Origin of the sequence: Mycobacterium sp. NBC_00419, from assembly GCF_036023875.1 — a bacterium.
In the GTDB taxonomy this organism is placed as follows: domain Bacteria; phylum Actinomycetota; class Actinomycetes; order Mycobacteriales; family Mycobacteriaceae; genus Mycobacterium.
Genome location: NZ_CP107931.1, coordinates 598,308 through 623,287 on the forward strand (window position 1 = coordinate 598,308; position 24,980 = coordinate 623,287).

Annotated in this window: 23 protein-coding genes and 1 pseudogene; 12 read left to right on the plus strand and 12 right to left on the minus strand. The window is 68.6% G+C overall.

Going from position 1 to position 24,980, the window contains the following annotated elements:
- Positions 1-3 precede the first annotated feature (3 nt).
- Both ripC and OG976_RS02880 read right to left on the minus strand, forming a co-directional pair.
- A complete protein-coding gene (ripC, locus tag OG976_RS02875; protein ID WP_442930412.1) occupies positions 4-1,140 on the minus strand; it encodes a peptidoglycan hydrolase RipC in 1,137 nt (378 codons plus the stop codon).
- A 170-nt stretch (positions 1,141-1,310) separates the two neighbouring features.
- Positions 1,311-1,532 carry a hypothetical protein gene (locus OG976_RS02880; protein ID WP_328357616.1) on the minus strand — a complete coding sequence of 74 codons (222 nt, stop codon included), beginning with the start codon at positions 1,530-1,532 and terminating at the stop codon, positions 1,311-1,313.
- Positions 1,533-1,658: 126 nt separating this feature from the next.
- On the opposite strand from OG976_RS02880, the pseudogene OG976_RS02885 reads away from it, so the two are divergent.
- Positions 1,659-3,470 (plus strand): annotated as a pseudogene (locus OG976_RS02885) (DEDD exonuclease domain-containing protein); the annotation flags it as partial.
- Here OG976_RS02885 and trpD read toward each other — a convergent pair.
- On the minus strand, positions 3,408-4,490 hold the full coding sequence (gene trpD / locus OG976_RS02890) for an anthranilate phosphoribosyltransferase (protein ID WP_328357619.1): 1,083 nt from the start codon (positions 4,488-4,490) through the stop codon (positions 3,408-3,410). The pseudogene OG976_RS02885 and the gene trpD overlap by 63 nt on opposite strands.
- A gap of 112 nt (positions 4,491-4,602) precedes the next feature.
- Between trpD and ctaE the strand changes: the two genes are divergently transcribed.
- From ctaE to qcrB, 4 genes are read left to right on the plus strand one after another with little or no spacing between them, the layout of a single operon-like run.
- A complete protein-coding gene (gene ctaE / locus OG976_RS02895; protein WP_328357622.1) occupies positions 4,603-5,214 on the plus strand; it encodes an aa3-type cytochrome oxidase subunit III in 612 nt (203 codons plus the stop codon).
- A gap of 14 nt (positions 5,215-5,228) precedes the next feature.
- A complete protein-coding gene (gene qcrC / locus OG976_RS02900) occupies positions 5,229-6,068 on the plus strand; it encodes a cytochrome bc1 complex diheme cytochrome c subunit (RefSeq protein ID WP_328357624.1) in 840 nt (279 codons plus the stop codon).
- Entirely contained in the window at positions 6,065-7,225 is a 1,161-nt protein-coding gene (gene qcrA / locus OG976_RS02905) for a cytochrome bc1 complex Rieske iron-sulfur subunit (protein WP_328357627.1), read from the plus strand. Before qcrC ends, qcrA begins: the two co-directional genes overlap by 4 nt.
- Positions 7,222-8,874, plus strand: coding sequence for a cytochrome bc1 complex cytochrome b subunit (gene qcrB / locus OG976_RS02910; RefSeq protein WP_328357630.1), 1,653 nt, complete (start codon positions 7,222-7,224; stop codon positions 8,872-8,874). The genes qcrA and qcrB overlap by 4 nt, the downstream gene beginning before the upstream one ends.
- 345 nt (positions 8,875-9,219) lie before the next feature.
- On the opposite strand, the gene OG976_RS02915 is transcribed toward qcrB, so the two are convergent.
- From OG976_RS02915 to ctaC, 4 genes are all read right to left on the minus strand, one after another.
- Positions 9,220-9,909, minus strand: coding sequence for a DUF2561 family protein (locus OG976_RS02915; RefSeq protein ID WP_328357633.1), 690 nt, complete (start codon positions 9,907-9,909; stop codon positions 9,220-9,222).
- Positions 9,909-10,751 (minus strand): MmpS family transport accessory protein, encoded by an 843-nt coding sequence (locus OG976_RS02920; RefSeq protein ID WP_328357636.1) that lies wholly within the window; start codon positions 10,749-10,751, stop codon positions 9,909-9,911. The genes OG976_RS02915 and OG976_RS02920 overlap by 1 nt, the downstream gene beginning before the upstream one ends.
- A gap of 172 nt (positions 10,752-10,923) precedes the next feature.
- Complete coding sequence (locus OG976_RS02925; protein WP_328357639.1) at positions 10,924-11,343, minus strand: cytochrome c oxidase subunit 4; 420 nt, start codon at positions 11,341-11,343, stop codon at positions 10,924-10,926.
- Positions 11,344-11,353: 10 nt separating this feature from the next.
- Complete coding sequence (gene ctaC, locus OG976_RS02930; protein ID WP_328357642.1) at positions 11,354-12,388, minus strand: aa3-type cytochrome oxidase subunit II; 1,035 nt, start codon at positions 12,386-12,388, stop codon at positions 11,354-11,356.
- A gap of 210 nt (positions 12,389-12,598) precedes the next feature.
- On the opposite strand from ctaC, the gene asnB reads away from it, so the two are divergent.
- Positions 12,599-14,530, plus strand: a complete 1,932-nt coding sequence (gene asnB, locus OG976_RS02935) for an asparagine synthase (glutamine-hydrolyzing) (RefSeq protein WP_328357645.1) — start codon at positions 12,599-12,601, stop codon at positions 14,528-14,530.
- Positions 14,531-14,539: 9 nt separating this feature from the next.
- On the opposite strand, the gene OG976_RS02940 is transcribed toward asnB, so the two are convergent.
- Positions 14,540-15,514, minus strand: a complete 975-nt coding sequence (locus OG976_RS02940; protein ID WP_328357648.1) for a carbohydrate kinase family protein — start codon at positions 15,512-15,514, stop codon at positions 14,540-14,542.
- A 176-nt stretch (positions 15,515-15,690) separates the two neighbouring features.
- Between OG976_RS02940 and OG976_RS02945 the strand changes: the two genes are divergently transcribed.
- Positions 15,691-16,368 (plus strand): Rv0361 family membrane protein, encoded by a 678-nt coding sequence (locus OG976_RS02945; RefSeq protein WP_328357651.1) that lies wholly within the window; start codon positions 15,691-15,693, stop codon positions 16,366-16,368.
- Positions 16,369-16,392: 24 nt separating this feature from the next.
- Here OG976_RS02945 and OG976_RS02950 read toward each other — a convergent pair whose 3' ends face one another.
- Both OG976_RS02950 and OG976_RS02955 read right to left on the minus strand, forming a co-directional pair.
- Positions 16,393-16,755: a HesB/IscA family protein gene (locus OG976_RS02950; protein WP_328357654.1), complete on the minus strand. Its 363-nt coding sequence runs from the start codon at positions 16,753-16,755 to the stop codon at positions 16,393-16,395.
- Between the two features lie 92 nt (positions 16,756-16,847).
- Positions 16,848-17,936 (minus strand): glycerate kinase, encoded by a 1,089-nt coding sequence (locus OG976_RS02955; protein ID WP_328357658.1) that lies wholly within the window; start codon positions 17,934-17,936, stop codon positions 16,848-16,850.
- A 71-nt stretch (positions 17,937-18,007) separates the two neighbouring features.
- Here OG976_RS02955 and OG976_RS02960 point away from each other — a divergent pair, with 71 nt between their 5' ends.
- The 5 genes from OG976_RS02960 (at position 18,008) to OG976_RS02980 (ending at position 22,729) form a co-directional block, all read left to right on the plus strand.
- A complete protein-coding gene (locus OG976_RS02960) occupies positions 18,008-18,658 on the plus strand; it encodes a DUF3043 domain-containing protein (protein WP_328357661.1) in 651 nt (216 codons plus the stop codon).
- Positions 18,659-18,671: 13 nt separating this feature from the next.
- A complete protein-coding gene (locus OG976_RS02965) occupies positions 18,672-19,199 on the plus strand; it encodes a bifunctional adenosylcobinamide kinase/adenosylcobinamide-phosphate guanylyltransferase (RefSeq protein WP_328357664.1) in 528 nt (175 codons plus the stop codon).
- On the plus strand, positions 19,196-20,236 hold the full coding sequence (gene cobT / locus OG976_RS02970; protein ID WP_442930494.1) for a nicotinate-nucleotide--dimethylbenzimidazole phosphoribosyltransferase: 1,041 nt from the start codon (positions 19,196-19,198) through the stop codon (positions 20,234-20,236). Before OG976_RS02965 ends, cobT begins: the two co-directional genes overlap by 4 nt.
- Positions 20,237-20,238: 2 nt before the next feature.
- Positions 20,239-20,988 (plus strand): adenosylcobinamide-GDP ribazoletransferase, encoded by a 750-nt coding sequence (locus OG976_RS02975; protein WP_328357670.1) that lies wholly within the window; start codon positions 20,239-20,241, stop codon positions 20,986-20,988.
- A 67-nt stretch (positions 20,989-21,055) separates the two neighbouring features.
- Positions 21,056-22,729 (plus strand): sensor domain-containing diguanylate cyclase, encoded by a 1,674-nt coding sequence (locus OG976_RS02980; protein ID WP_328357673.1) that lies wholly within the window; start codon positions 21,056-21,058, stop codon positions 22,727-22,729.
- Here OG976_RS02980 and OG976_RS02985 read toward each other — a convergent pair.
- Positions 22,726-23,832 carry a branched-chain amino acid aminotransferase gene (locus tag OG976_RS02985; RefSeq protein WP_328357678.1) on the minus strand — a complete coding sequence of 369 codons (1,107 nt, stop codon included), beginning with the start codon at positions 23,830-23,832 and terminating at the stop codon, positions 22,726-22,728. The two genes, OG976_RS02980 and OG976_RS02985, sit on opposite strands and share 4 nt — an antisense overlap.
- Before the next feature lie 23 nt (positions 23,833-23,855).
- Positions 23,856-24,959 (minus strand): glycine cleavage system aminomethyltransferase GcvT, encoded by a 1,104-nt coding sequence (gcvT, locus tag OG976_RS02990; RefSeq protein WP_328357681.1) that lies wholly within the window; start codon positions 24,957-24,959, stop codon positions 23,856-23,858.
- Positions 24,960-24,980 lie beyond the last annotated feature (21 nt).

The window sequence follows — 24,980 nt, forward strand, 5'->3', positions numbered from 1 at the left end:
TGGTCAGTACCGGCGGATGTTGTAGATCGGTGCGTTGTTCACCGGGGCAACGCGCACCGGTACGCCGAATGTCGACGCGTGAACCATCATCCCGTCGCCGATGTAGATCGCCGAGTGCGATGCGTCGGAGTAGTAGTTCACGACGTCGCCGGGCTGCATCTGGTCCATCGACACCGGCTGACCGCCGGCGGCCAGCGCCTGGCTGGAATGGGGCAGGAAGATGCCGGCCTGCTGGAAGGCCCACATCACCAGGCCGGAGCAGTCGAACTGGTTCGGACCGGAGCCGCCCCAGACGTAGGGGTCCCCGATTCGGGTCAGGGCAGCCTGCACGGCGATTGAACCTTCTCCGGAACCTTCACCGGGCGACGGCACGGCAGCCATCGGGATGACCTCGGCGGCCTCCGGGGGTGGCGGCGGCGCGTCGATCGGCGGCAGCGCCTCGGGAGCGGGCGCGGCCAGAATCTCCGGCGGCGGGACGGGGCCGGGTGCGGCCAGCGCGGTCCGCTGATCCGGTGTCAACGTCTGGTAGCGAGACTTGACGATGGCGATCTGCACCTGCAACTGCGACTGCTTGCGCTGCAGGTCAGCGCGGACCGCGGCGGCCTGTTCGGCGGCGGTCTTGGCGTCGGCCGCCGACTTGGCAGAAGCCGCCTCGGCCTTGACAGTCTCGTCGGACAGCCGCCGGTAGCTCTGCATCTGCGCGGTCATCTCGGTGGACATGACCTTCTGGACGGCCATCTTGTCGATCAGGCCCTGCGGTGACTCGGCGGTCAGGATGGCGTTGAACCCGTCCATCCGGCCGCCCATGTACATGGCCGCAGCAAACTTGTCGACCGACACCTGATAGGTAGCCAGCTGCGTCTTGGCGGTATCGACGGCGGCCAGGTCGTCAACATGCTGCTTCTCGGCGGCAGCCTGGACTTGCAGCTTCTTGTCAAGATCAAGCTGAGCGGAATGCATGGATTCGGTGAGCTGCTCGGCCTGCCGGGACAGCTCATTGAGCTTTGCCACCCCGTCTTCAGCGGGGTCTGCGTGCACAGTGCCGGTGATAACGGCCGAGGCGAACAGGAGGCCCGCGATCCCACCGACTACATGGCGCCGAAGAACGCTTTTCGTCAGGGAGCTGCGATCAAACCTCAAGATTACGCATCCTTTTAAGTGCGGCCGACGCTTTCTGCGTCGATCTGCCTTAGGTCTCGAACAGGTTACGAAATGGCATCGGCATTGTCCAACGCGAGATCAAGATTTAACAGAATGGCTAGTCACGCCCGCCACACAAGTCACAACCTGACGGCCAACGTACCAGGCGTTCAGCTGGCCAGGCCCGAACCCCCGTGGCGATGGATGGGGACCAGCCGCAGGCGGGGCGCCATCCCCGCGTCGGCGAGCACCTCGAGCGCTGCCCGTTCGTCGTCGAGCAACGTCTCGGGGACACCCAGCAAAACACTCACGACGCAATCCCGGCAGCCCGGGCCGCGAACCGCACAGTCCTCGCAGTCGATGACCACCGGATCACCTGGCTCCGTACCCATAGCGGGTCTCCTCTCATTGGCTTGGCCGCACGCTAACCGGGGGCACCGACAAGAACGGGCGGAGTTCGTGGCCGTCCCGGTGTGGCAGCGCTGACCTGTCGGTGCCGCTGCATAACGTCGACAGCTGTGGACGGCCCCTCGATCGACGCGCAGCTGAGCTTCGCCGACATCGACCCGGCCGCCGACGTGTCCCTGCGGGACACCACGTTCGTGGTCGTCGACCTCGAGACCACCGGGGGGCGGGCCACCGCATCGGCAGACGGCTCGCGTGACGCCATCACCGAGATCGGCGCCGTCAAGATCCGCGGCGGCGAGGTGCTCGGCGAGTTCGCCACCCTGGTCGACCCGCAACGGGCCATCCCGCCCCAGATCGTTCAGCTCACCGGCATCACCACCGCGATGGTCCACGACGCACCCACCATCGGATCGGTGCTGCCGGCCTTCCTGGAGTTCGCCCGCGGGGCCGTCCTCGTCGCCCACAACGCCGGCTTCGACATCGGGTTCCTGAAATCGGCCGCCGAACAGTGCGGCATCACCTGGCCGCGCCCGCCGGTGTTGTGCACCGTGCGACTGGCCCGCCGGGTGCTGACCAGGGAGGAGGCGCCCAGCGTCCGGCTGTCCACGCTGGCCAAGCTGGTCGGCGCGGCCACCCAGCCCACCCACCGGGCGCTGGACGACGCGCGCGCCACGGTCGACGTCCTGCACGCGCTGATCGAACGCGTCGGCAACCAGGGCATCCACACCTATGCCGATCTGCGCGGCTACCTGCCCAACATCTCCAACGCCCAGCGCAGCAAGCGGTCGCTGGCAGCGCGGCTGCCGAACCGGCCCGGGGTGTACCTGTTCCGGGGGCCTACCGGTGAGGTGCTCTACGTCGGAACGTCCACCGATCTGCGCCGCCGCGTCGGCCAGTACTTCAACGGCGCGGACCCACGTGGCCGGATGAAGGAGATGGTGGCGCTGGCCACCGCGGTCGACCACGTCGAATGCGCGCACCCGCTGGAGGCCGGCGTGCGGGAGTTACGGCTGCTGGCCGCCCACGCCCCGCCCTACAACCGTCGCTCCCGCTTTCCGCACCGCTGGTGGTGGGTGGTGCTGACCGACGAAGCCTTCCCGCGGATGTCCGTCGTCCGGCAGCCGCGGCACGACCGGGCGATCGGCCCGTTCCGGTCCCGCGCCGACGCCGTCGACACCGCCGAACTCGTCGCACGCTTCACCGGCGTGCGCACCTGCACGGCCCGGATCGGCCGCACCGGCGAGCACGGCCCGGCCTGCCCGGAACGGGAGATCGCGCCCTGCCCCGCGCCGCGCGGGGCAGGCGCCGCGGACTACGGCCCGGCACCGGAGCGGGCCGCTGCGCTCATCGACGGGCTCGACAACAGCGCCCTGGCCGACGCCGTGGCCCGCGTCGAGGAACTGGCCGGCAAGGCCCGCTACGAGAGCGCCGCACGGCTGCGCGACCAGACCGCGGCCGCGGTGGACGTCCTGTGGCGTGGTCAGCGGCTGCGGGCCCTGGCCGCCGTCGAGGAGCTGGTGGCCGCCGCACCCGACGGCGCCGGCGGCTGGCAGCTGGTGGTCATCCGGCGCGGGCAACTCGCCGCAGCCGGGGTGGCTGCCCGCCGGGTGCCGCCCATGCTGGTCGTCGAGGCCCTTCAGGCTTGCGCCCAGACAGTCCTGCCGCAGGCGGCACCGCTGGGCGGCGCGCTGGTCGAGGAGACCGCGCTGATCGCCCGCTGGCTGGCCACACCCGGTGTCCGAATTGTCAGCGCGACAACAGGTTTCGCCTCACCAGCCGGCTCAGCCGGGCCGTGGTCGTCCTGGTCCGACGCAGCGCGCTCGGCGCGGCTGGCCGCCGACCAGGCCCAGCGGCTGGACTCAGAGCTCCTGCGTGAAGCGCACCCAACGCGCCAGGAGCTGCTCGGCGGCCCCCGAGTCGATCGCTTCGGCAGCCCGGCCCAGCCCCTCCTCCCAGGACGGCAGCCATTCGGCGTGGCTGGATAGCCCGGCATGCGCGACCATCGCGCCCGCGGCGTTGAGGATCACCGCGTCGCGGACCGGGCCCGTCGCGCCGGCGAGCACGTTGCGCGCCTCGGCGGCGTTGAACTCGGCGTCCCCGCCGACCAGCTCCTCGATCCTGGCCCGGGGGAACCCGAAGCCCAGCGGATCGAAGGTCAGCTTGTCGATCGTCCCGGCCTGCACCCGCCAGATCGTGCTCGTCGTCGTGGTGGTCAGCTCGTCGAGCCCGTCGTCGCCATGTACGACCAGCACGCTGCATCGGCGCGCGGCGAACACACCGGCCATGATCTCGGCCAGGTCGGCGAACGCGCAGCCCACCAGGCCCGCCCGCGGCCCCGCCGGATTGGTCAGCGGCCCAAGCAGATTGAACACCGTCGGGACGCCGATCTCGCGACGCGGCGGGCCGGCGTACTTCAGCGAGGGATGAAAGACCGGCGCGAAGCAGAACCCGATGCCGACTTCGGCGACGCTGCGGGCGACCTCCTCGGGGCCCAGATCGATGCGCAGCCCGAGCGCCTCGAGCATGTCGGCGCCACCACTCTTCGACGACGCCGCCCGGTTACCGTGCTTGACCACCGGCACGCCTGCGGCCGCCACCACGATCGAGGCCATCGTCGACAGGTTGACGGTGTTGGCGCGATCCCCGCCGGTACCCACGATGTCGACGGTGTCGGTGCCGATCACATCGGTCGGCACCCGCTGGGCGTATCGCAGCATCGTGTCGGCCAACTCACGCACCTCGGCGGCCGTCGGGCGCTTCATTTTCATCGACACGCCGAAGGCGGCGATCTGAGCCGGTGTCGCGGCTCCCGTCATGATCTGGTCCATGGCCCAGCCGGCCTCCCCCGGCTCGAGGTCCGTCTCGGCGGTCAACCGGCCCAGGAGCTGCGGCCATGTCGAGATCGGGGGGTCGGACGGGGGGTGCGAAACGGACTCGGTCACGCGCCGATATTCGCATGCCGCCCGGGAACTTCACAGTGCCGACCAACGACAGTTATGACCAATTCGGCCCCTGGCTGTACCTCGACAACTACAAAGCGTCATACTTCTTGATGTGACGAGCGCTGTTGGCACTTCGGGAACTGCGATCACATCGCGCGTACATTCGCTGAACCGGCCGAATATGGTCAGTGTTGGCACCATCGTGTGGCTTTCCAGTGAGTTGATGTTCTTTGCTGGACTGTTCGCGATGTACTTCACTGCCCGTGCTCAGGCCGGCGGGGTATGGCCGCCGCCACCGACCGAGCTGAACTTGTATCAGGCGGTACCGGTGACGCTGGTGCTGATCGCGTCATCATTCACCTGCCAGATGGGTGTGTTCGCGGCCGAACGCGGTGACGTGTTCGGGCTGCGCCGCTGGTACACGATCACCCTGGCGATGGGCACCTTCTTCGTGCTCGGCCAGGCCTACGAGTACTACCACCTGATCACCCACGGGACCACGATCCCGAGCAGCGCCTACGGCAGCGTCTTCTACCTGGCAACCGGCTTCCACGGCCTGCACGTCGTCGGTGGTCTGGTGGCCTTCGTGCTCCTGCTGCTGCGCACCCGAATGGCCAAGTTCACGCCGGCGCAGGCGACTGCGGCGATCGTGGTGTCCTACTACTGGCACTTCGTTGACATCGTGTGGATCGCCCTGTTCGCGACGATCTACTTCATCCGTTGATGAGAAGGGGTTCGATGCTCAAGACAACGGGGCGGTTCGGATCCGGCATGAGCGACAAATCTCGCCGCCGACTGCGTCGCCGCCTGACTGGCGCTGTTCTTCTGCTGGTCGGCCTCGGCTTCGCCGGTGCGCTGGCCGCCACGCTGACCCCCACCCCGCAGGTCGCGGTCGCCGACGAATCACAGTCGGCGCTGCTGCGCACCGGTCAGCAGCTCTACGACACGGCCTGCATCACCTGCCACGGTGCCAACCTCCAGGGCATCGACGGGCGCGGGCCCAGCCTGGTCGGTGTCGGCGAGGCGGCGGTCTACTTCCAGGTCTCGACCGGCCGGATGCCGGCGATGCGCGGCGAGGCGCAGGCCCCCCGCAAGGCGCCGATCTTCGACGAGGCTCAGATCGACGCGCTCGGTGCCTACGTGCAGGCCAACGGCGGCGGACCACTGGTCCCCCGCGACGCCAACGGTCAGATCGCCGACCACTCGCTGATGGGCCAGGACGTCGCCCGCGGTGGCGACCTGTTCCGGCTCAACTGCGCGTCGTGCCACAACTTCACCGGCAGGGGCGGTGCGCTCTCGTCCGGGAAGTACGCACCGGAGCTGGATCAGGCCACTCCGGCCCAGATCTACACCGCGATGCTGACCGGCCCGCAGAACATGCCGAAGTTCTCCGAGCGTCAGCTGTCGCCGGAGGAGAAGAAGGACATCGTCGCCTACGTCCGAATGGCCAGTGAGACACCGAATCCCGGCGGTTACGGGCTCGGCGGGTTCGGGCCTGCGCCGGAAGGCATGGCGATCTGGATCATCGGCATGGTCGCCACAATCGGTGTGGCGCTGTGGATCGGGGCGAGGGCATGAGCGACGTGAACAAGCCGACTGACGAGCAGCTGGCAGAGATGTCACGCGAGGAGCTGGTCGAACTTGGCGGCCGGATCGACGGCGTCGAGACCATCCTCAAGGAGCCGCGCTGGCCGATCGAGGGCACTCGCGCCGAGAAGCGCGCCGAACGCCTGGTGGCGTTCTGGTTGCTGCTCGGCGGCGTGGCCGGTCTGGCGCTGCTGCTGGTCTTCCTGTTCTGGCCCTGGGAGTACAAGCCGGCGGGCGCCAAGGGCAATTTCCTGTACACCCTCGCCACACCGATGTACGGCCTGACCTTCGGCCTGTCGATCCTGGCGATCGGTATCGGCGCGGTGCTCTTCCAGAAGCGGTTCATCCCGCAGGAGATCTCGGTGCAGGAGCGCCACGACGGTGCCTCCTCGGAGCTCGACCGCAAGACGGTCGCGGCCAACCTCACCGACGCCCTGGAGGGCTCGACGATCCGGCGGCGCAAGGTGCTTGGCCTGTCACTGGGTATCGGCATCGGCGCGTTCGGCGTCGGCACGCTGGTGGCCTTCGTCGGCGGCCTGATCAAGAACCCCTGGAAGCCGGTCGTGCCCACCGCCGAAGGCAAGAAGGCGGTGCTGTGGACCTCCGGTTGGACCCCCCGCTTCACGGGCGAGACCATCTTCCTGGCCCGCGCCACCGGCCTGCCGGGCGAGTCCCCGTTCGTCAAGATGCGGCCCGAGGACCTCGACGCCGGCGGCATGGAGACGGTGTTCCCCTGGCGGGAGTCCGACGGCGACGGCACCACCTTTGAGTCGCACGAGAAGCTGGCCGAGATCGGAATGGGCGTCCGCAACCCGGTGATGCTGATCCGCATCAAACCGGTCGACATGTCCCGCGTGGTCAAGCGCAAGGGCCAGGAGAGCTTCAACTTCGGCGACCTGTTCGCCTACACCAAGGTGTGCTCGCACCTGGGCTGCCCGTCCTCGCTCTACGAGCAGCAGACCTACCGCATCCTGTGCCCGTGCCACCAATCCCAGTTCGACGCACTGCATTTCGCCCGGCCGATCTTCGGCCCGGCCGCACGGGCACTGGCGCAGTTGCCGATCACCATTGATCAGGACGGCTATCTGGTCGCCAATGGCGACTTCATCGAACCTGTCGGACCCGCATTCTGGGAGCGCACATCATGAGTTCCAAGATCGCTGATCGCCTTGCCGCCCAGGGCGACGCCGTTGACTCCCGCTACCACCCGTCGGCCGCAGTCCGGCGACAGCTGAACAAGGTCTTCCCCACGCACTGGTCGTTCCTGCTGGGTGAAGTCGCCATGTACAGCTTCATCGTCCTGCTGCTCACCGGCGTGTACCTCACGCTGTTCTTCGACCCGTCGATGGCCGAGGTCACCTACAACGGCGTGTACCAGCCGCTGCGCGGTGTGCAGATGTCGCGGGCCTACGAGACCGCCCTCGACATCAGCTTCGAGGTGCGCGGCGGTCTGTTCGTCCGCCAGGTCCACCACTGGGCTGCCCTGATGTTCGCCGCGGCGATCATGGTCCACCTGGCCCGCATCTTCTTCACCGGCGCGTTCCGCCGCCCGCGCGAGGCCAACTGGGTCATCGGCTCGCTGCTGCTGATCCTGGCGATGTTCGAGGGCTTCTTCGGCTACTCGCTGCCCGACGACCTGCTGTCGGGCACCGGCGTCCGCGCCGCCCTCTCGGGTATCACGATGGGTATCCCGGTCGTCGGCACCTGGATGCACTGGGCGCTGTTCGGCGGCGACTTCCCCGGCAGCATCTTCATCCCCCGCATCTACGCGCTGCACATTCTGCTGATCCCGGGAATCATCCTGGCGCTCATCGGAGTTCACCTGGCGCTGGTGTGGTTCCAGAAGCACACCCAGTTCCCCGGCCCCGGCCGCACCGAGAAGAACGTCGTCGGTGTCCGTGTCATGCCGGTGTTCGCGGTGAAGTCGGGCGCCTTCTTCGCGATGGTGCTCGGCATCCTGGGCCTGATGGGTGGCCTGCTGCAGATCAACCCGATCTGGCAGATCGGCCCCTACAAGCCCTCGCAGGTGTCGGCCGGTAGCCAGCCCGACTTCTACATGATGTGGACCGACGGCCTGATCCGTCTGTTCCCGCCATGGGAGATCTACTTCGGCAACCACACCATCCCGCAGCCGGTGTGGATCGCGCTGGGCATGGGTCTGGTGTTCATGCTGCTCATCGTGTGGCCGTTCCTGGAGAAGAAGTTCACCGGGGACAACGCGCACCACAACCTGCTGCAGCGTCCGCGTGACGCACCGGTCCGTACCGCGGTCGGCGCGATGGCGATCTCGTTCTACATACTGCTGACCTACGCATGCATGAACGACATCATCGCGCTGAAGTTCCACATCTCGCTGAACGCGACGACGTGGATCGGCCGCATCGGCATGCTGGTGCTGCCGCCGCTGGTGTTTTTCATCGCCTACCGCTGGGCGGTCGGCCTGCAGCGCAGTGACCGCGACGTGCTCGAGCACGGTGTGGAGACCGGCATCATCAAGCGGCTGCCGCACGGTGCCTACATCGAGCTGCACCAGCCGCTGGGACCGGTCGACGACCACGGCCACCCGATTCCGCTGGAGTACCAGGGCGCTGCCCTGCCGAAGCGGATGAACAAGCTGGGCTCCGGTGGCGCACCGGGTCGCGGCAGCTTCCTGACAGCCGATCCGGCTTCCGAGGATGCCGCACTCAACGAGGCCGCACACGCGACCGAACACAAGGCGCTGACCGCGCTGCGCGAGTGGCAGGACGACGAGCCCAGCTCGAACGGCCACAGCTCGAACGGCAATGGCCAGCACTAGTTAGTTCCACAGTCGAAACCCCGGGTCCTGCGGACCCGGGGTTTCGGCGTTTCTGCCCCGGGGCTACGCCGGTGGCTTATGCCAGACGAGCAGGTAGCGCCAGAACAACAACCGCCAAACGGTCGAGCCGGGTAACACCTGGCGCGCCAGCTCCCCCACCTGGCGGGTTGCGAGCGGGGAATGGTCACTGACGCCGCGAAACCGCACCCGCCACCGGGGCGCAGTGCCGCAGCCAGCCGCGGCAGGATGTGGTCTGCGCGAAGATGGTGCAGCACAGCGACCGACCCGTCGGGCAGCCTCGATCATCACCGGGGATGAATCCAGGCGAGGGTCACTGAGCCGCAGTTACTCGTCGAGCGCGCCGCGCAGCTCGCGAAGATAGAACACCGGGATGGCCGGCATGGCGATCGTGACGACGCCCGCCACTCCCAGTGCCACCCAGGCTGCGGTGGTGCTGTCCACGGCGAGCAGGTAGGTCGCCAGCGCGACCCCGCCCAACGCCAGACCGATCGCCCCCAGCAGGGTCGCGCTGCCCCGCAGCCACAGGCGGTCCAGCTCGGTCTGCGGGATCAACAGGTCGGCCCGCGACGTCGACGACTGCGCGAATGCCGGCTGATACGGCTCGTACGGGTCGACGGTCGCACCGAAGACCTTCAGCTTCTCCGTCGGCGCCTCCACGGGCCGCCCAGCGGCCGAAGCGGGGGTCTGTGCGGCCGGTGTGGCAGGCCGCGACGGTGCCGGCGGTTCGGTCAGCGCGGCTCGCCGGGCGCGCAGCAGCAGCGGGATCGCGCCGACGATGATCAACGCGGAGACCACGATGACGCTGTAGAGCACCCAGGGTGTCTGCTTGCCCTCGCCGCCGAGGGTGTGCCCCCGGCTGAGATCCACCAGCGCGACGATCGCGACGACCGTCACCGCGAGCAGCACCAGCCAGATCGCCCCGCATATCCCGACCAGCAGGCGGTCCACCGTCTGCGGCGATCGGCCGTCATGCTCTGTCGCCCCGGCTCCGGCGAGTTCCGTGTCGCGTGCCATCAGCAGCTTGTCTGTGCAGCGTTGTTCTGATTGGACGACAGCACTGTTCCGTCACTGGTGGTGATGGCGCAGTTGAGCTTGCTGACCAGGAACAGGCTGGAGGCCTGCACCGAGCCGACATCGGATTGAGAGATGGGTGTGACGGTCAGCGACCACGGAATGTAGACGTTGCGCTGGGTGCGGCGACGCCCCGAGGCGTCGACGTACGTCACCGTGATGATGTCGCCGGGCGCTTTCGTCCCGGTGACGCTGTAGGTCACCTGGCGCGGCCCGGCAGGCGTGGTGGTCGTGGGCGGCGGTGCCGCGGTGGTCGTGGTCACAGGCGGTGGTGCCTCCGTCGTAGCGGGCGGGGGTGGGGGTGGTGGCGGCTCCGGCGTCACGGTCACCGTCTCGGTGGGCGGCGGTGGCGGCGGCGGTTCCTCGGTCGTCGGCGGCGGGGGCGGCGGTGGCGGCGGGACTGTGGTGGTGATCTCGTCCTGCACCGGCGGAAGGCTGACGGTCGTCGTGGTCGCAGGCGTGGCCAGCTGGTCGGTGTCGGTGCTCGTCACCAGGAGCGACACCGACACCACCAGGGCAATGGCAGCGATGATCGCAGTGACACCGACGACCCAGGGCCATTTGGGCGGCTCGGCGTCTTCGACGACTTCGGCCGCTGAGTCGTAGTTGTCGTAGTCGTAGAGGCGGGGATCCGGTGCGACGTAGGGGCCGGCGGTCCACTGCTCGGATTCGGGCGCAGAGTAAGCATGAAACCCGGTGCCGCTGGTGTCCTCGCGGTACTCCTGGGTCGGTTGATCCGGGGGCTGACCGCCCGGCTCCTCATGTGGCGGATTCGGCCCGCTCATCCTCGCCTGTCCTCTTTCGACTACATCACCGCAGCACGCGGGCCAAGGACTGGCGCGCAGCATGCCGACGGATCGCGTTGCCCTGGCAGAACCCTACCCAACCGGGCGGGCAGGGCGCGTCGCAGCACACCGTTGGGCGCCAAGTGACGCCGTGTTGTGACCTTCGAAATGGTCAGTGCTTCTCGGGCCCGACGTAGTACTCGAAGACCAGGCCGGACACGGCGGCGAGCACGAAGACGACGCCGGCCGCGATCAGCCAGGGCAGCCACAGCGCAGCGCCGACGGCAGCGGTCGAGAAGGACAGGGCGATCAGGATCGGCCACCAGCTGTGCGGGGAGAAGAAGCCCAACTCCCCTGCGCCATCGCTGATTTCGGCGTCTTCGTAATCCTCGGGCCGGGTGTCGAGACGACGGGCCACGAACCGGAAGAAGGTGCCGATGATCAGCGACAGGCCGGCGGTCAACACCAGCGCGGTGGTGCCCGCCCACTCGATTCCACCGTTGCCGAACAGTGCGGTGAGTACCCCGTACACGACGGCGGCGAGGACGAAGAACGCGGTCAGGATTTCGAACAGCCTGGCTTCGATATGCATGAGCGATCCCCTACTTGCTCGCCTGCGGAATGACCTGCTCGCCCCGACGGGTGTCGAAGGGGTGCGTGGTGGTCGCTGTCGGTGACTGGTTGATGGCCTGCAACGCCTCGGCGTTGGTCTTGCCGGCGATGCGGGCGTCCATGTAGGCCTTGAAGTCGTTGGCCGACACCACGCGGACCTCGAAGTTCATCATCGAGTGGTAGGTGCCGCACATCTCGGCGCAGCGCCCGACGAATGCCCCGGTCTCCTGAATCTCGCTGACCTGGAACTTGTTCTCCGTGTGGTTGGCTTCCGGGTTCGGGAAGACGTCACGCTTGAACAGGAACTCCGGCACCCAGAACGAGTGGATGACGTCGGCGGAGGCCACCTGGAACTCGATGCGCTTGCCGACCGGAACCACCAGGACCGGGATCTCGTCGCTGGTACCCAGCGTCTCGACCTTGTCGAAGTTGAGGTAGGTGCGATCCTCGGGGTTCAGGCCGCGGACCGCGCCGACGCGCTCCTCGCCGTGTGCGTCCAGACCCTCGGGCTTGGACACCATGGCGGCCTTGCGGGCCGGGTCGGCGCCGTCGTAGTTGAAGGTGCCGTCGGTGAAGGCGATCTTCTGGTAGCCGAACTTCCAGTTCCACTGGAAGGCGGTGACGTCGATGACGACCTCGGGATTGGCCTCCCGGTGCACCACCTTCTCCTCCACAACGACGGTGAAGTAGAACAGCACCGAGATGATCAGGAACGGCACGACCGTCAGCACCAGCTCCAGCGGCATGTTGTAGCCGAACTGGCGGGGCATCGACTCATCGCCCTTGCGCTTGCGGTGGAACGCCATGGTCCAGAACGTCAGGCCCCACACGATGACACCGACGACCAGGGCTGCGATGACAGAGCCCACCCACAGATCACGCATGGAATGCGCCTCCGGAGTAATGCCCTTGGGCCATCCGAGGCCAAGGGCTTCCTGCCAGCTGCACCCGCTGAGCGTCAGCGCCAGTACACCGAAGGTGACGGCCAGCGCCACCGAACGGAGCCGGGATCCGCGGGTCTTCACTGTGGCGCCTCCTGTTTCAAGGTCCTGCTCGTGGCCCTAATGAACCGCATTTTTCGGATCGCGGGAACTTTTCCGCGCATCGAATACTACGCAGCGTAGACCACGCGCGAACAGCAAGCCCGGCACACCTCCAATTCGGTCGTGTTCCGTCATTTCCCCGACGATGCCGTGCGTTCGAAGCAGCCGTGGCCGTGCGGCATACTTGGCCGCGTGTGCGGACTGCTTGCCCTGGTTTCAGCCCCGGCAAGCGCTATCACGCCGGCGACAGTCGATGCGGTGGCCGGCGCGTCGCACCTGATGCGCCACCGCGGGCCCGACGAGCCCGGGACGTGGGCCGATGAACAGGTCGTCCTCGGTTTCAACCGGCTCTCGATCATCGACATCGCCCACTCGCATCAGCCGCTGCGGTGGGGTCCGCAGGACGATCCCGAGCGCTACGTGCTGGTGTTCAACGGCGAGATCTACAACTACCTGGAGCTGCGCGCCGAACTCGCCGAGCAGCACGGCGCGGTGTTCGCCACCGACGGCGACGGCGAGGCGATCCTGGCGGCCTACCACTTCTGGGGCACCGAGGCACTGGGCCGGCTGCGCGGGATGTTCGCCTTCGCACTGTGGGACACCCGCGAGCAGGTGCTGTTCTGTGCCCGCGATCCGTTCGGCATCAAGCCGCTGTTCATGGCGACCGGACCCGGCGGCACCGCGGTGGGCAGCGAGAAGAAGTGCCTGCTGGACCTCGCGCCGACGCTGGGCGTGGACATCGGCATCGACGTGCGTGCGGTGCAGCACTACACGGTGCTGCAGTACGTGCCCGAGCCCGAGACCCTCAATCGCGGCATCCGCCGGCTGGAGTCGGGCTGCTATGCGGTGATCGCCCCCGGCGAGGCGCCCAAGATCAGCCGCTACTTCGTCCCGCGATTGGCCGCAAAGCCCTTCACCACGGGCAGCGAGCAGGCCCGCTACGACGAGATCACCGCGGTCCTCGAGGATTCGGTGGCCAAGCACATGCGCGCCGACGTCACCGTCGGGGCGTTTCTGTCCGGCGGTATCGACTCGACCGCGATCGCCGCGCTGGCGATCCGGCACAACCCACGGTTGATCACCTTCACCACCGGCTTCGAACGCGAAGGTTTCTCCGAGGTCGACGTGGCGGTGGCTTCCGCGGAGGCCATCGGCGCGCGGCACATCGCCAAGGTGGTCAGCCAGGCGGAGTTCGTGGCCGCGCTGCCCGAAATCGTCTGGTACCTCGACGAACCCGTCGCAGACCCGGCACTGGTGCCGTTGTATTTCATTGCGCGCGAGGCGCGAAAGCACGTCAAGGTGGTGCTCTCCGGCGAGGGCGCTGACGAACTCTTCGGCGGCTATACGATTTATCGAGAACCGCTGTCCCTCAAGGGATTCGACTATCTCCCCCGTCCCTTGCGCAAGTCGCTTGGCCGGGCGTCTCGCCCGCTGCCCGAAGGTGTGCGGGGCAAGAGCCTGCTGCATCGCGGGTCGCTGACGCTCGAGGAGCGCTACTACGGCAACGCGCGCAGCTTCTCCGACGAGCAGCTGCGGGCCGTGTTGCCGGGCTTCGATCCGGCCTGGACGCACACCGACGTCACCGCGCCGATCTACGCGCAGTCTGCGGGTTGGGATCCGGTGGCCCGGATGCAGCACATCGACCTGTTCACCTGGCTGCGCGGCGACATCCTGGTCAAGGCGGACAAGATGACGATGGCCAACTCGCTGGAGTTGCGGGTGCCCTTCCTGGACCCCGAGGTGTTCGCGGTGGCCTCGCGGCTGCCGTACGACCAGAAGATCACCCGGACCACCACCAAGTACGCGCTGCGCCGGGCGCTGGAGCCGATCGTGCCCGCCCATGTGCTCAACCGCGCCAAACTGGGCTTCCCGGTGCCGATCCGGCACTGGCTGCGCTCAGGGGAACTGATGGACTGGGCCTACCAGATGATCGACAGCTCGCAGGCCGGGCACCTGGTCGACATCGCGGCTGTGCGCACCATGCTCGACCAGCACCGCGCAGGCGAGAGTGATCACAGCCGCCGGCTGTGGACGGTGCTGATCTTCATGCTGTGGCACGCGATCTTCGTCGAGCACACCATCTCCCCGACGATCAGCGAGCCGCACTACCCCGTGCAGCTATAGCGGGCGGGGTCAGCCCAGCGCCGAGGCGATCTCCTCGGCGGCCTCGGCGCCGTAGGCGTCGGCCAGCCGCGTCTTGGCGACTGCCGGGTCCCACGTCCAGTTCTGGGTGCCCGTGGTCTCCAGCACGAGCACGGCCACCAGCGAGCCGAGCTGGGCGGCGCGCTCAAGGCCCAGGCCCGCGCTGCGCGCGGTGAGGAAGCCGGCACGGAAGGCGTCACCGACGCCGGTCGGGTCCACCTGAGCCGTCTCGGGGACGACGTCGACGTGGATGCTGGTGCCGTCGGGGCTGACCAGGTCGACGCCCTTGGCGCCCAGGGTGGTCACCCGCAGGCCGATCTGGCTGAGCACGTCGGCGTCGGTCCAGCCGGTCTTGGACAGCAGCAGGTCCCACTCGTAGTCATTGGTGAACAGGTAGGTCGCGCCGTCGATGAGCTGCTTGATCTCGGCGCCGGAGAGCCGGGCCAGCTGCTGGGACGGGTCCGCTGCGAACGCCAGGCCGAGCGTGCGGCACTCGTCGGTGTGCAGGAACATCGCCTCGGGATCATTGGCACCGACGATCACCAGTTCCGGGGTGCCGATCGAGGCGACGACGTCTGCCAGCTTGATGTTGCGCGACTCCGACATCGCCCCCGGGTAGAACGAGGCGATCTGGGCCATCTCGGTGTCGGTGGTGCAGACGAACCGCGCGGTGTGCGCGGTCTGGGAGGTCAGCACGCCGGCGCAGTCGACCCCGGCCGACTCCAGCCATGCGCGATAGTCGGCGAAGTCCACCCCGGCCGCGCCGACCAGGGCGGCGTTGCCGCCGAGGACGCCGATCGCATACGCCATGTTTCCGGCGACGCCACCACGATGCACCACCAGGTCGTCGACGAGGAAGCTCAGCGAGACCTTCTGCAGGTGCTCAGCGAGGAGCTGCTCGGAGAACCGCCCGGGGAACCGCATCAGGTGGTCGGTGGCAATGGATCCGGTCACCGCGATGGTCACGAAGCGTCCGCCCTTCAATTGATAGCTGATCTAGGCAACCATACCGGCGTCACGCGGCCGTTCATTTCCCGACCGGTGCGCTAGCCTGCCTACAAGAGCCGACTATATGGCCCGGCATCGGCGCCGATGTGGGCGGTAGGTCGCTATCCCCCTCCGCAGACCCAGGAGACATATCGATGGCTGACCCCTTTCCGCCGCCTCCGCAGGCAGGCGCCGAGGGTCAACCCTTCCCCGGTCAACCCGCGTACTCCGAGCCCTATCCGGACGACCGGTTCGGCCCGCCGGGCGGACGACCGCCGGGCACCCCGTATCCGGGCGGCTATCCCGGCATGTTGCCGCCACCGGTGTCCTATCCCGCCCCGAAGCCGCGTGGCCGCAAGGTGTGGTGGCTGAGCGCCCTGGCGTTGGTACTCGTCGGCGCTCTCGTCGCGGCGGTTCTGGCCATCCGAGCCGAGCGGCCCGGCGGCGCGACGGGCGCGTTCACCGACGCGGCGACGAAGTCGACGATTCAGAACTACCTGACGGCGTTGTCCGACGGTGACACCGAGACGATCGCGCGAAACAACCTGTGCGGCATGTTCGATGCTGTCAAGGACCGCCGCGGCGACCAAGCGCTGGCCCGGCTGGCCAGCGATGCGTTCCGCCGGCAGTTCGCCCGCGCCGAGGTGATCTCGATCGACAAGATCGTGCTGTCGTCGTCATATCAGGCACAGGTGCTGTTCACCATGAGGGTGGCGCCGACGTCGGCCGCGCGTAACGGCCGCGACGAGGAGCAGGGTGTCGCGCAGGTGCTACGCCAGGACAACCAGCTGCTGGTGTGCTCGTACCTACTGCGAACGGCCGCCCAGTTCTGAAGGGCGGCCGTCGCTAGCGGTTCGTCAGTTGAACGAATCGCCGCAGGCGCAGGAGCCGGTGGCGTTCGGGTTGTCGATGGTGAAGCCCTGCTTCTCGATGGTGTCGACGAAGTCGATCGTGGCGCCCTGCACGTACGGGGCGCTCATCCGGTCGACAATCAGGTTGACACCGCCGAACCCCACGGTGAGGTCACCGTCGAGGGCGCGGTCATCGAAGAACAGGTTGTACCGCAGTCCGGCGCAGCCACCGGGCTGGACGGCGATGCGCAGCGCGAGGTCGTCGCGTCCCTCCTGGTCGAGCAGGGACTTGGCCTTGGCGGCCGCGGTGTCGGTCAACGTCACGCCATGGGCGGTGGTGGTCGTGGTCGACTCGTCGGAAAGAGTCATTACGTCTCCCTCATGCAGATGTCTGTCGTGGGGTTCCCGTGGGGGTTAGGCCCACCTTGTCAACGGTACCTTGTTCGGCCACTATTCCCGACTCAGGCGCTACCCGCAGTGCCCAGCTCGGCCGCGGTGCGCTCGGCCAGCCCGGTCAGCTGGCGGGCGGCGTCGTCCATGGCGAGCTGGACCGAGCCGGCGTAGTCGGCAATCGCGTATGCCGCCGCGATGCCCTCGTCGCGCAGGACCGCGGGGTCGAGGGTGACCTGACCGGCCAGCACCAGCACCGGAATGCCGCGTGGACGGGCACCGGCGGCCAGCGCGCTGACTACTTTGCCGTGCAGCGACTGGTCGTCGAAACGGCCTTCGCCGGTGACGATGACGTCGGCAGCGGCGATGTCGGCAGCCAGCCCGGTGTGCTCGGCGATCACCGCCGCACCCGACTCGCGGCGGGCACCGAGGGCCAGCAGCGCCGCGCCCAGTCCCCCGGCCGCACCGGCACCGGGCAGCGCGCTGACCGGCTGACCGGCCAGCCCGTCCAGCCGTGCCCCCCAGGCCGTCAGCCTCTGCTCCAGGATCTCCACGGTGGCCGGGTCGGCGCCCTTCTGCGGCCCGAAGATCCGGGCGGCTCCCATCGGCCCCAGCAGCGGGTGTTCGACATCGGTGGCGGCGATCAGCCGGATGCCGTCCAGGCTTTCGCGGGCGGCTCGCAGCCCGCCGAGTGCATCGATGAGGCCACGGCCGCCGTCGGTACAGCCGCTGCCGCCGAGGCCGACGACGATGGTGCCGGCGCCGGCGAGCAGTGCCGCCGCGACGAGCTGGCCGACGCCGCCGCTGTGCGCCGCCACCGCGGTGTCGACGGTCGGCGGCCCGCCCAGCAGCGCCAGCCCACAGGCCTGGGCGCATTCGATGTAGGCGGTGGAGGTCGCGTCGTCGTAGACCCACTCGGCGTCCACGTCGGCGGTCAGTGGACCACTGACCCGGGTGTGCCGGACATCGCCGAGCCGGTCGGCCAGCACGCCGACGAAGCCGGGCCCGCCGTCGGACTGCGGTGCCCGGATGATCTCGTCGGCGGGGCGGGCCCGCAGCCAACCGGCAGCGATGGCGTCGGCGGCCTGGACCGCGGTGAGGCTGTCGCCGTAGCAGTCCGGGGCCACGAGCACCCGAAGGGCGGCCTGGGAGCCGGTCATTCCTGCAGGGTAAGGCGCGCGATCGTGAGGTGCATGCCGGGCCGGCGGCGCGGCGAAGTAACCTGGCAGGCGTGAAGCTGCTGGGCCGCAAGAACGACGACGGCGATGCGCCGGAGGCCGAGCCGACGGTGTTCGAGGACCCGGCGGCGCGAAAGACCGCGCCGAAGGGCAGGCCGACACCCAAGCGCAGCCAGTCGGAGAAGCGCCGCGGCCCCGTCGCGCCGGCTCCGATGACGGCCGCCGAGGCACGTAAGCGTCGCAAGGAGATGCGCGCGACGCTGACCAAGGAAGAGCGCAAGGCTGAGAAGCTGCAGCGCCGCGCCGCGATGAACGACCGCCGCGAACGCATGATGGCCGGCGACGAGGACTATCTGTTGCCGCGCGACAAGGGCCCGGTGCGCCGCTACGTGCGCGACATCGTCGACTCGCGTCGCAATGTGCTGGGGCTGTTCATGCCCGCGGCGCTGTTCATGATCTTCGTCATGCTCGCGCTGCCCAAGGTGCAGCTGTTCATCTCTCCGGCGATGCTGGTGCTGATGGCGATCATGGGACTCGACGCGGTTCTGCTGGGCCGCAAGGTGAACAAGGCGGTCGCCGCGAAGTTCCCGGACAACACCGAGGGCTCCTTCAAGCTCGGGATGTACGCGGCGGGCCGGGCTTCCCAGATGCGCCGCATGCGCGCCCCGAAGCCTCGGGTCGAGCGCGGCGCACAGGTCGCCTGAGTTCACCCGCACGGTGCGCACCCTGGTGCTCGGCGGAATCAGGTCGGGCAAATCACGATGGGCGGAGACGGCGATCAGCGGTGAGCAGTCGGTGCGGTACCTGGCCACCGGGCCGGTGACGGACTCGGACTCGTCCTGGGCGCAGCGGGTGGCACGCCACCGGGACCGCCGGCCGGCGTCCTGGCGCACGGTGGAGACCACCGATGTCGCGGCGCAACTGCGCGCCGAACCGCATACCGCGACACTGGTCGACGATGTCGGCGGCTGGTTGACGGCGGCGCTTGACCGGCGCGGCTGGGAAGGCGGCCCGGTGGACGGTGATGTCGACGAATTGGTCACGGCGGTCGGCGAGTTCGGCGGCCCGCTGGTGTTGGTCAGCCCCGAGGTGGGTCTGACGGTGGTGCCCGCGACCGCGTCCGGCAGACGTTTCGCCGACGAGCTGGGCACGCTCAATCAGCGGCTCGCCCAGTGCTGTGAGCGGGTGGTCCTGGTGGTCGCGGGACTGCCGGTGTGGGTCAAACCGACGAAGGTGCCGAACTGATGGAATTTCCCCCCGTTGCCCCGCCGGACTCCCGCGCCGCGGCGGCGGCTCGCCGCAGGCAGGAGATCCTCACCAAGCCCGCGGGCGCACTCGGCCGCCTCGAGGACCTCTCGGTGTGGGTATCGTCCTGCCAGAGCTCTTGTCCACCACGGCAATTCGAACGCGCCCGGGTGGTGGTGTTCGCCGGCGACCACGGTGTCGCGCGTACCGGGGTCTCGGCGTATCCACCGGAGGTGACCGCACAGATGGTGAGCAACATCGGCGCTGGCGGCGCCGCGATCAACGTCCTCGCCGAGGCGGCGGGCGCATCGGTGCGGGTGGTAGATGTCGCCGTGGACTGCGACGGGCCCGGTGACGACTACAAGGTCCGCCGCTCCAGCGGCAACATCGCCGTCGAGGACGCACTGAGCGAGGACGAGGTGCTCGCCGCGGTCGAGGTCGGCAGACGCATCGCCGACGAAGAGGTCGACGCCGGGGCGGACCTGCTGATCGCAGGCGACATGGGCATCGGAAATACCACGGCGGCAACGACTTTGATTGCCACCCTCACCGACACCGAGCCGGTGGTCGTCGTCGGCCGCGGCACCGGTATCGACGACGCCGGCTGGTCACGCAAGACGGCGGCGGTGCGCGATGCGATGTTCCGGTCCCGCCGCCTGCGATCCGACCCGCTCGGCCTGTTGCGGACGTGCGGCGGCGCCGACCTCGCCGCGATGGCCGGGTTCTGCGCGCAGGCCGCGGTGCGACGCACTCCCCTGCTGCTGGACGGCCTGGTGGTCACCTCGGCGGCGCTGGTCGCCGACCGGATGGCACCCGGGGCACGGGCCTGGTGGCAAGCCGGGCACCGCTCCACCGAACCGGCTCACACCCTGGCGCTCGATCACCTGGGCCTGACACCGATCGTCGATCTGGGCATGCGCCTCGGTGAGGGCACCGGCGCCGCGGTGGCCCTGCCGATCGTCCGCGCTGCGGTCGCAACCTTGGCGTCGATGGCCACGTTCGAAGGCGCGGGCGTCTCGGATCGCGTCGCGGATTGATCGTGTTCGGCCCGCTGGCAACGGCTTTCGCATTCGGAACAGTGCTGCCCGTGCCGTTTCGCGGCCCCGGCGTCGGGCGGGCGACGATGTCGGCGTTCCCGGTGGTCGGCATCGCCCTGGGCGGGCTGGCGGCCGGGCTGCTGTGGGCGGCGCAGTGGGCTTTCGGAGCGCATAGCCCGCTGGCCGGGGTACTCACGGTGGCCGCGCTGCTGCTGGCCACCCGGGGCCTGCACATCGACGGGCTGGCCGACACGGTCGATGGCCTGGGGTGCTACGGGCCACCCGAGCGGGCCCTGCAGGTGATGCGCGACGGCACGGCCGGCCCGTTCGGGGTCGCGGCCGTCGTCGTCGTGGTGGTGACCCAGGCGCTGGCGTTCGCCGCCGCGGGGCCCGAGCTGACCGGATGCGCCGCTGTGGTCACGGCGGTGATGACCGGACGGGTGGCGGCGGTGCTGGCCTGCCGGCGCAATGTGCCCGCCGCGGCGGGAAGTGTGCTGGGCGATCGCGTCGCCGGCACCCAGCCCCGGTGGGTGGTGGCGGTGTGGGCGCTGGCGGCCGCCGGGCTTTCGGTGCTGGCGACCAGCAGGCCGTGGCAGGGTCCGGCCACGGTGCTGGTGGCGTTGGCGCTTTCGGTTGTGGTGGTGCGTCATTGCGTGCGCCGGTTCGGCGGAATCACCGGAGACGTGTTGGGTGCGGTGATCGAACTGGCGACCACGTTGTGTGCCATCGGGTTCGTGATCGCTGCCCAATGAACGTGCCGATTCGGCCTGACCAGCTCCCCCGCAGGTCTAACCTGTCGACAGGACAGCAGGGGGTGCGATGGACGAATCAGGCAGGCTGCCGGACGCCGACTGGTTTCGCCGCATGGCCGACAGCAATGATCTGGTGTTCTTTGTCCTGAGAGTCCAGCCGGATCTGGCCTTCGAGTTCGTCAACGACGCAATCGAGGCCCAGATCGGCATTTCGGCTGCCGAGATACTCGCCGACGCCGAGACGATGCTGAGCAGGATCGATCCGAAGCACGCCGGCCGGATGGCCGAGGCGCTGGCACTGGAACCGGGGGAAGAGGCCACCTTCGAACTGGTGTGGCAACGCCGCGACGGCGGTGAAACCGCCAGCCGGATGCGCATCGAGTCCCGTCGGCGCGAGGACGGTTCGGTTGTGCTGGAAGGCGCCGCACGAGACGTCACCCAGCTGCGCGAGGCTGAGATCGAACTGCGGCAGTCCGAGAAGCGCCACCGGCTGATGGCCGAGAACGCCTGGGAAGTGATCTGGACGATGGCGATGGACACCACCATCACCTACGTCAGCCCCGCCGTCGAGCAGGCCCGCGGATTCACTCCCGAGGAGGCGATGCGCGAGTCGCTCGCCGAGGCGCTCACGCCGGAATCCACCGGTATGGCGTTGGAGTATTTCCAGCAAGTCTTCGAGGCCAACGAGCGCGGCGAGGAGCTACCGATCTTCCACGGCGAGCTCGAGTTCTACCGCAAAGACGGCACCGTCATGTGCGCCGATCTGCAGGTGATCCCCCACGTCAACGAAGACGGCGAGATGATCGAGCTTCTCGGTGTCAGCCGCGATATCAGCGAGCGGAAGCTGGTCGAAGCCGAGTTGCGCAAGTCCGAAGAGCGGTCCCGGCTGATGGCCGAGAACGCCTGGGAGATCATCTGGACCGCGGACCCCAACGGCCTGGTGACCTACGTGAGCCCCTCGGTCGAGCGGGTCCGCGGCATCACCGTCGAGCAGGCCAGGCAACAACCACTCGAGGAGATCTACCCGCCCGAGTCGGCCGCCAGCATCCGGGACTACTTCATCGCCGTGCACGCCGCGATCCGCGACGGCGCAGTACCGCCGGGGTATCGGCAAGAGGTCGAGATGTACCGCAGCGACGGCACGATCATGGTCGCCGAGAATCAGGTCATCCCACACCTCGACGAGAGCGGCCGGGTGGTCGAACTCATCGGCGTGACACGGGATGTCAGTGAGCGCACGGCGTTCGAGGCCGAGTTGCGGCGGCTGGCGGTCACCGACCCGCTGACCGGAGTGTGGAACCGGCGGCACGGCGAGGAGCTGTTCAACGCCGAGTTGAACCATGCGCACCAGAGCGGTCTGCCGCTGACCCTTTTCATGCTCGACATCGACCACTTCAAGTCGATCAACGACCGGTACGGCCATCAGACCGGCGACCGGGTGCTGATCGAGGTGAGCCGTCTGCTGCAGGCGAACCTGCCTGGCACCGACGTGGTGGCGCGGTGGGGCGGGGAGGAGTTCGTCATCCTGCTGCGCGGGGCCGACATCGACGACGCTCTGCCGACCGCCGAGAAGATCCGTGGGCAGATCGCCGACATGGTCTTCGCCGATGCCGGTCCGGTGAGCGTGAGTATCGGCGCCGCCGAACTGTGGCCGGGTGACAAGCTCGACTCGTGGCTGGGGCGCGCCGACGAGGCGCTGTACCGGGCCAAGCGGTCCGGACGTAATGCGGTGCGCCGCTAGCTGAGCCGGGCCATCCAGCCGTGGTTGTCGGCGAAGGTGCCGCGCTGGATTCCGGTGAGGGTGTCCCGCAAGGCCATCGTCACCTCGCCGGGTTCGCCGTCGGCGATGGTGAACTCGCCATCGCCGAACTTCACGTGTGACACCGGGGTGATCACCGCGGCGGTGCCGCAGGCGAACACCTCGGTGATTTCGCCGGCGGCCACGCCCTTACGCCATTCCTCGACGTCGATCTTGCGCTCCTCGACGGCGAAGCCGCCGTCGCTGGCCAGCTGCAGCAGCGAGTCACGGGTGATGCCGGGCAGCAGCGACCCGGACAGCTCGGGGGTGACCAGCCGGGCCGACCCACCGCTGCCGAAGACGAAGAACAGGTTCATCCCGCCCATCTCCTCGACGTAGCGGCGCTCGATCGCGTCCAGCCACACCACCTGATCGCAGCCGTGCTCGGCGGCCTCGGCTTGCGCCAGCAGGGACGCCGCGTAGTTGCCGCCGAACTTCGCCGCGCCGGTGCCGCCCGGGCTGGCGCGCACGTACTCGGTGGACAGCCACACGCTGACCGGTTTGATGCCGCCCTTGAAGTAGGCGCCGGCCGGTGAGCCGATCACCAGGTACCGGTACTCCGAGGCGGGCCGCACACCCAGGCCGGGCTCGGTGGCGATGATGAACGGCCGCAGGTACAGCGACTCCTCACCGCCGGCCGGCGGCACCCACTGCTGGTCGATCGCGATCAGCTGCCGCAGCGATTCGATGAACACGTCCTCGGGCAGTTCCGGGATGGCCAGCCGGCGCGCCGAACTGCGCAGCCGCGCGGCGTTGGCCTCGGGGCGGAACGACACGACCGACCCGTCGGTCCACCGGTAGGCCTTGAGGCCTTCGAAGACTTCCTGGGCGTAGTGCAGGACGATCGCCGACGGGTCCAACTCGATCGGGCCGTAGGGCAGCACGCGGGCGTCATACCAGCCACGCTCGTGGGTGTAGAGCACCGACACCATGTGGTCGGTGTGGTAGCGGCCGAACCCGGGGTCGGACAGAATCTGTGCCCGTACCTCGTCAGTCACCGGGTTCGCGTTGCGCTCAACCGTGAATTCGAGGGGGCCGTTGGTCATAGCCGAAATTGTAGACCGCGACGCTAGCGGGTTTTGACCTCGACGAAGGGCGGCTTGACGACCTCGCACTCGATGCCGCGGCCCCGGACGTCGACGGTCACCGTCGCACCGTCGGAGATTCCGGCGTCGGCATCGATGAGGGCAAGAGCGATACCGACTTTCAGCGTCGGGGAGAACGTCCCCGACGTCGTCACGCCCACCGGCTCGGAGCCGTCGAGCACCGTGAGGTCGGGGCGCAGCACGCCCCGTCCGACGGCACGCAGGCCGCGCAGCAGCCGCCGCGGGCCGGCTTCCTTCTCCGCCAGCAGCGCATCGCGGCCCCAGAACGCATCCTTCTTCCAGCCGATCGCCCAGCCGCACCGCGCCTGCAGGGGCGAAATGTCCAGCGACAGTTCGTGGCCATGCAGCGGGTAACCCATCTCGGTGCGCAGCGTGTCGCGGGCGCCCAGGCCCGCCAGCTGACCGCCGGCGTCGCCGACCGCAGCCACCAGGGCGTCGAACACCGTCGGCGAGGACGCCCAGGGCGGCAGCAGCTCGTAACCGTGCTCACCGGTGTAGCCGGTGCGGCAGACCCGAACCGGCACGCCGGCGTATTCCGCGTCGGCGTAGCCCATGTAGTCCATGTCGGTGGGCAGCCCCAGCGCGGCGAGCACCTCGGCGGACCGTGGCCCCTGGACCGCGAGGACCGCATACGACCGGTGTTCATCGGTGACCGAAATACCTTGCGGAGCAAGCTTTTGCAGCTCGGCCACCACGGCGGCGGTGTTGGCCGCGTTGGGCACCAGGAAGATCTCGTCGTCGCTGACGTAGTAGGCGATCAGGTCGTCGATCACCCCGCCGCTCTCGGTGCAGCACAGGGTGTACTGGGCCTTGCCCGGCCCGATGCGGCCCAGGTCGTTGGTCAGCGCGGAGTTGACGAACTCCGCCGCGCCCGGACCCACCACCAGCGCCTTGCCCAGATGGCTGACGTCGAACAGGCCGACCGCCTCCCGGGTGGCGGTGTGCTCGCCGACGGTGCCCCCGTAGGACACCGGCATGAGCCATCCGCCGAAGGGGGCGAACGTGGCGCCCAGTTCGCGGTGCTGGTTCTCCAGAGGGCCGTGCAACAGCTCGGAAGTGTCGGTCACGGCCACCAACATTAATCCCCC

Bases quoted from the DNA above. Each gene is read 5' to 3' on its own strand.
- OG976_RS02945 (WP_328357651.1), top strand. From the start codon at position 15,691: ATGGCTGACCCCTTTCCGCCGCCTCCGCAGGCAGGCGCCGAGGGTCAA.
- OG976_RS02955 (WP_328357658.1), bottom strand. From the start codon at position 17,936: ATGACCGGCTCCCAGGCCGCCCTTCGGGTGCTCGTGGCCCCGGACTGC.
- OG976_RS02985 (WP_328357678.1), bottom strand. From the start codon at position 23,832: ATGACCAACGGCCCCCTCGAATTCACGGTTGAGCGCAACGCGAACCCG.
- OG976_RS02950 (WP_328357654.1), bottom strand. From the start codon at position 16,755: ATGACTCTTTCCGACGAGTCGACCACGACCACCACCGCCCATGGCGTG.
- OG976_RS02880 (WP_328357616.1), bottom strand. From the start codon at position 1,532: ATGGGTACGGAGCCAGGTGATCCGGTGGTCATCGACTGCGAGGACTGT.
- OG976_RS02925 (WP_328357639.1), bottom strand. From the start codon at position 11,343: ATGCATATCGAAGCCAGGCTGTTCGAAATCCTGACCGCGTTCTTCGTC.
- qcrC (WP_328357624.1), top strand. From the start codon at position 5,229: ATGCTCAAGACAACGGGGCGGTTCGGATCCGGCATGAGCGACAAATCT.
- OG976_RS02915 (WP_328357633.1), bottom strand. From the start codon at position 9,909: ATGGCACGCGACACGGAACTCGCCGGAGCCGGGGCGACAGAGCATGAC.
- qcrA (WP_328357627.1), top strand. From the start codon at position 6,065: ATGAGCGACGTGAACAAGCCGACTGACGAGCAGCTGGCAGAGATGTCA.
- qcrB (WP_328357630.1), top strand. From the start codon at position 7,222: ATGAGTTCCAAGATCGCTGATCGCCTTGCCGCCCAGGGCGACGCCGTT.
- OG976_RS02920 (WP_328357636.1), bottom strand. From the start codon at position 10,751: ATGAGCGGGCCGAATCCGCCACATGAGGAGCCGGGCGGTCAGCCCCCG.
- OG976_RS02980 (WP_328357673.1), top strand. From the start codon at position 21,056: ATGGACGAATCAGGCAGGCTGCCGGACGCCGACTGGTTTCGCCGCATG.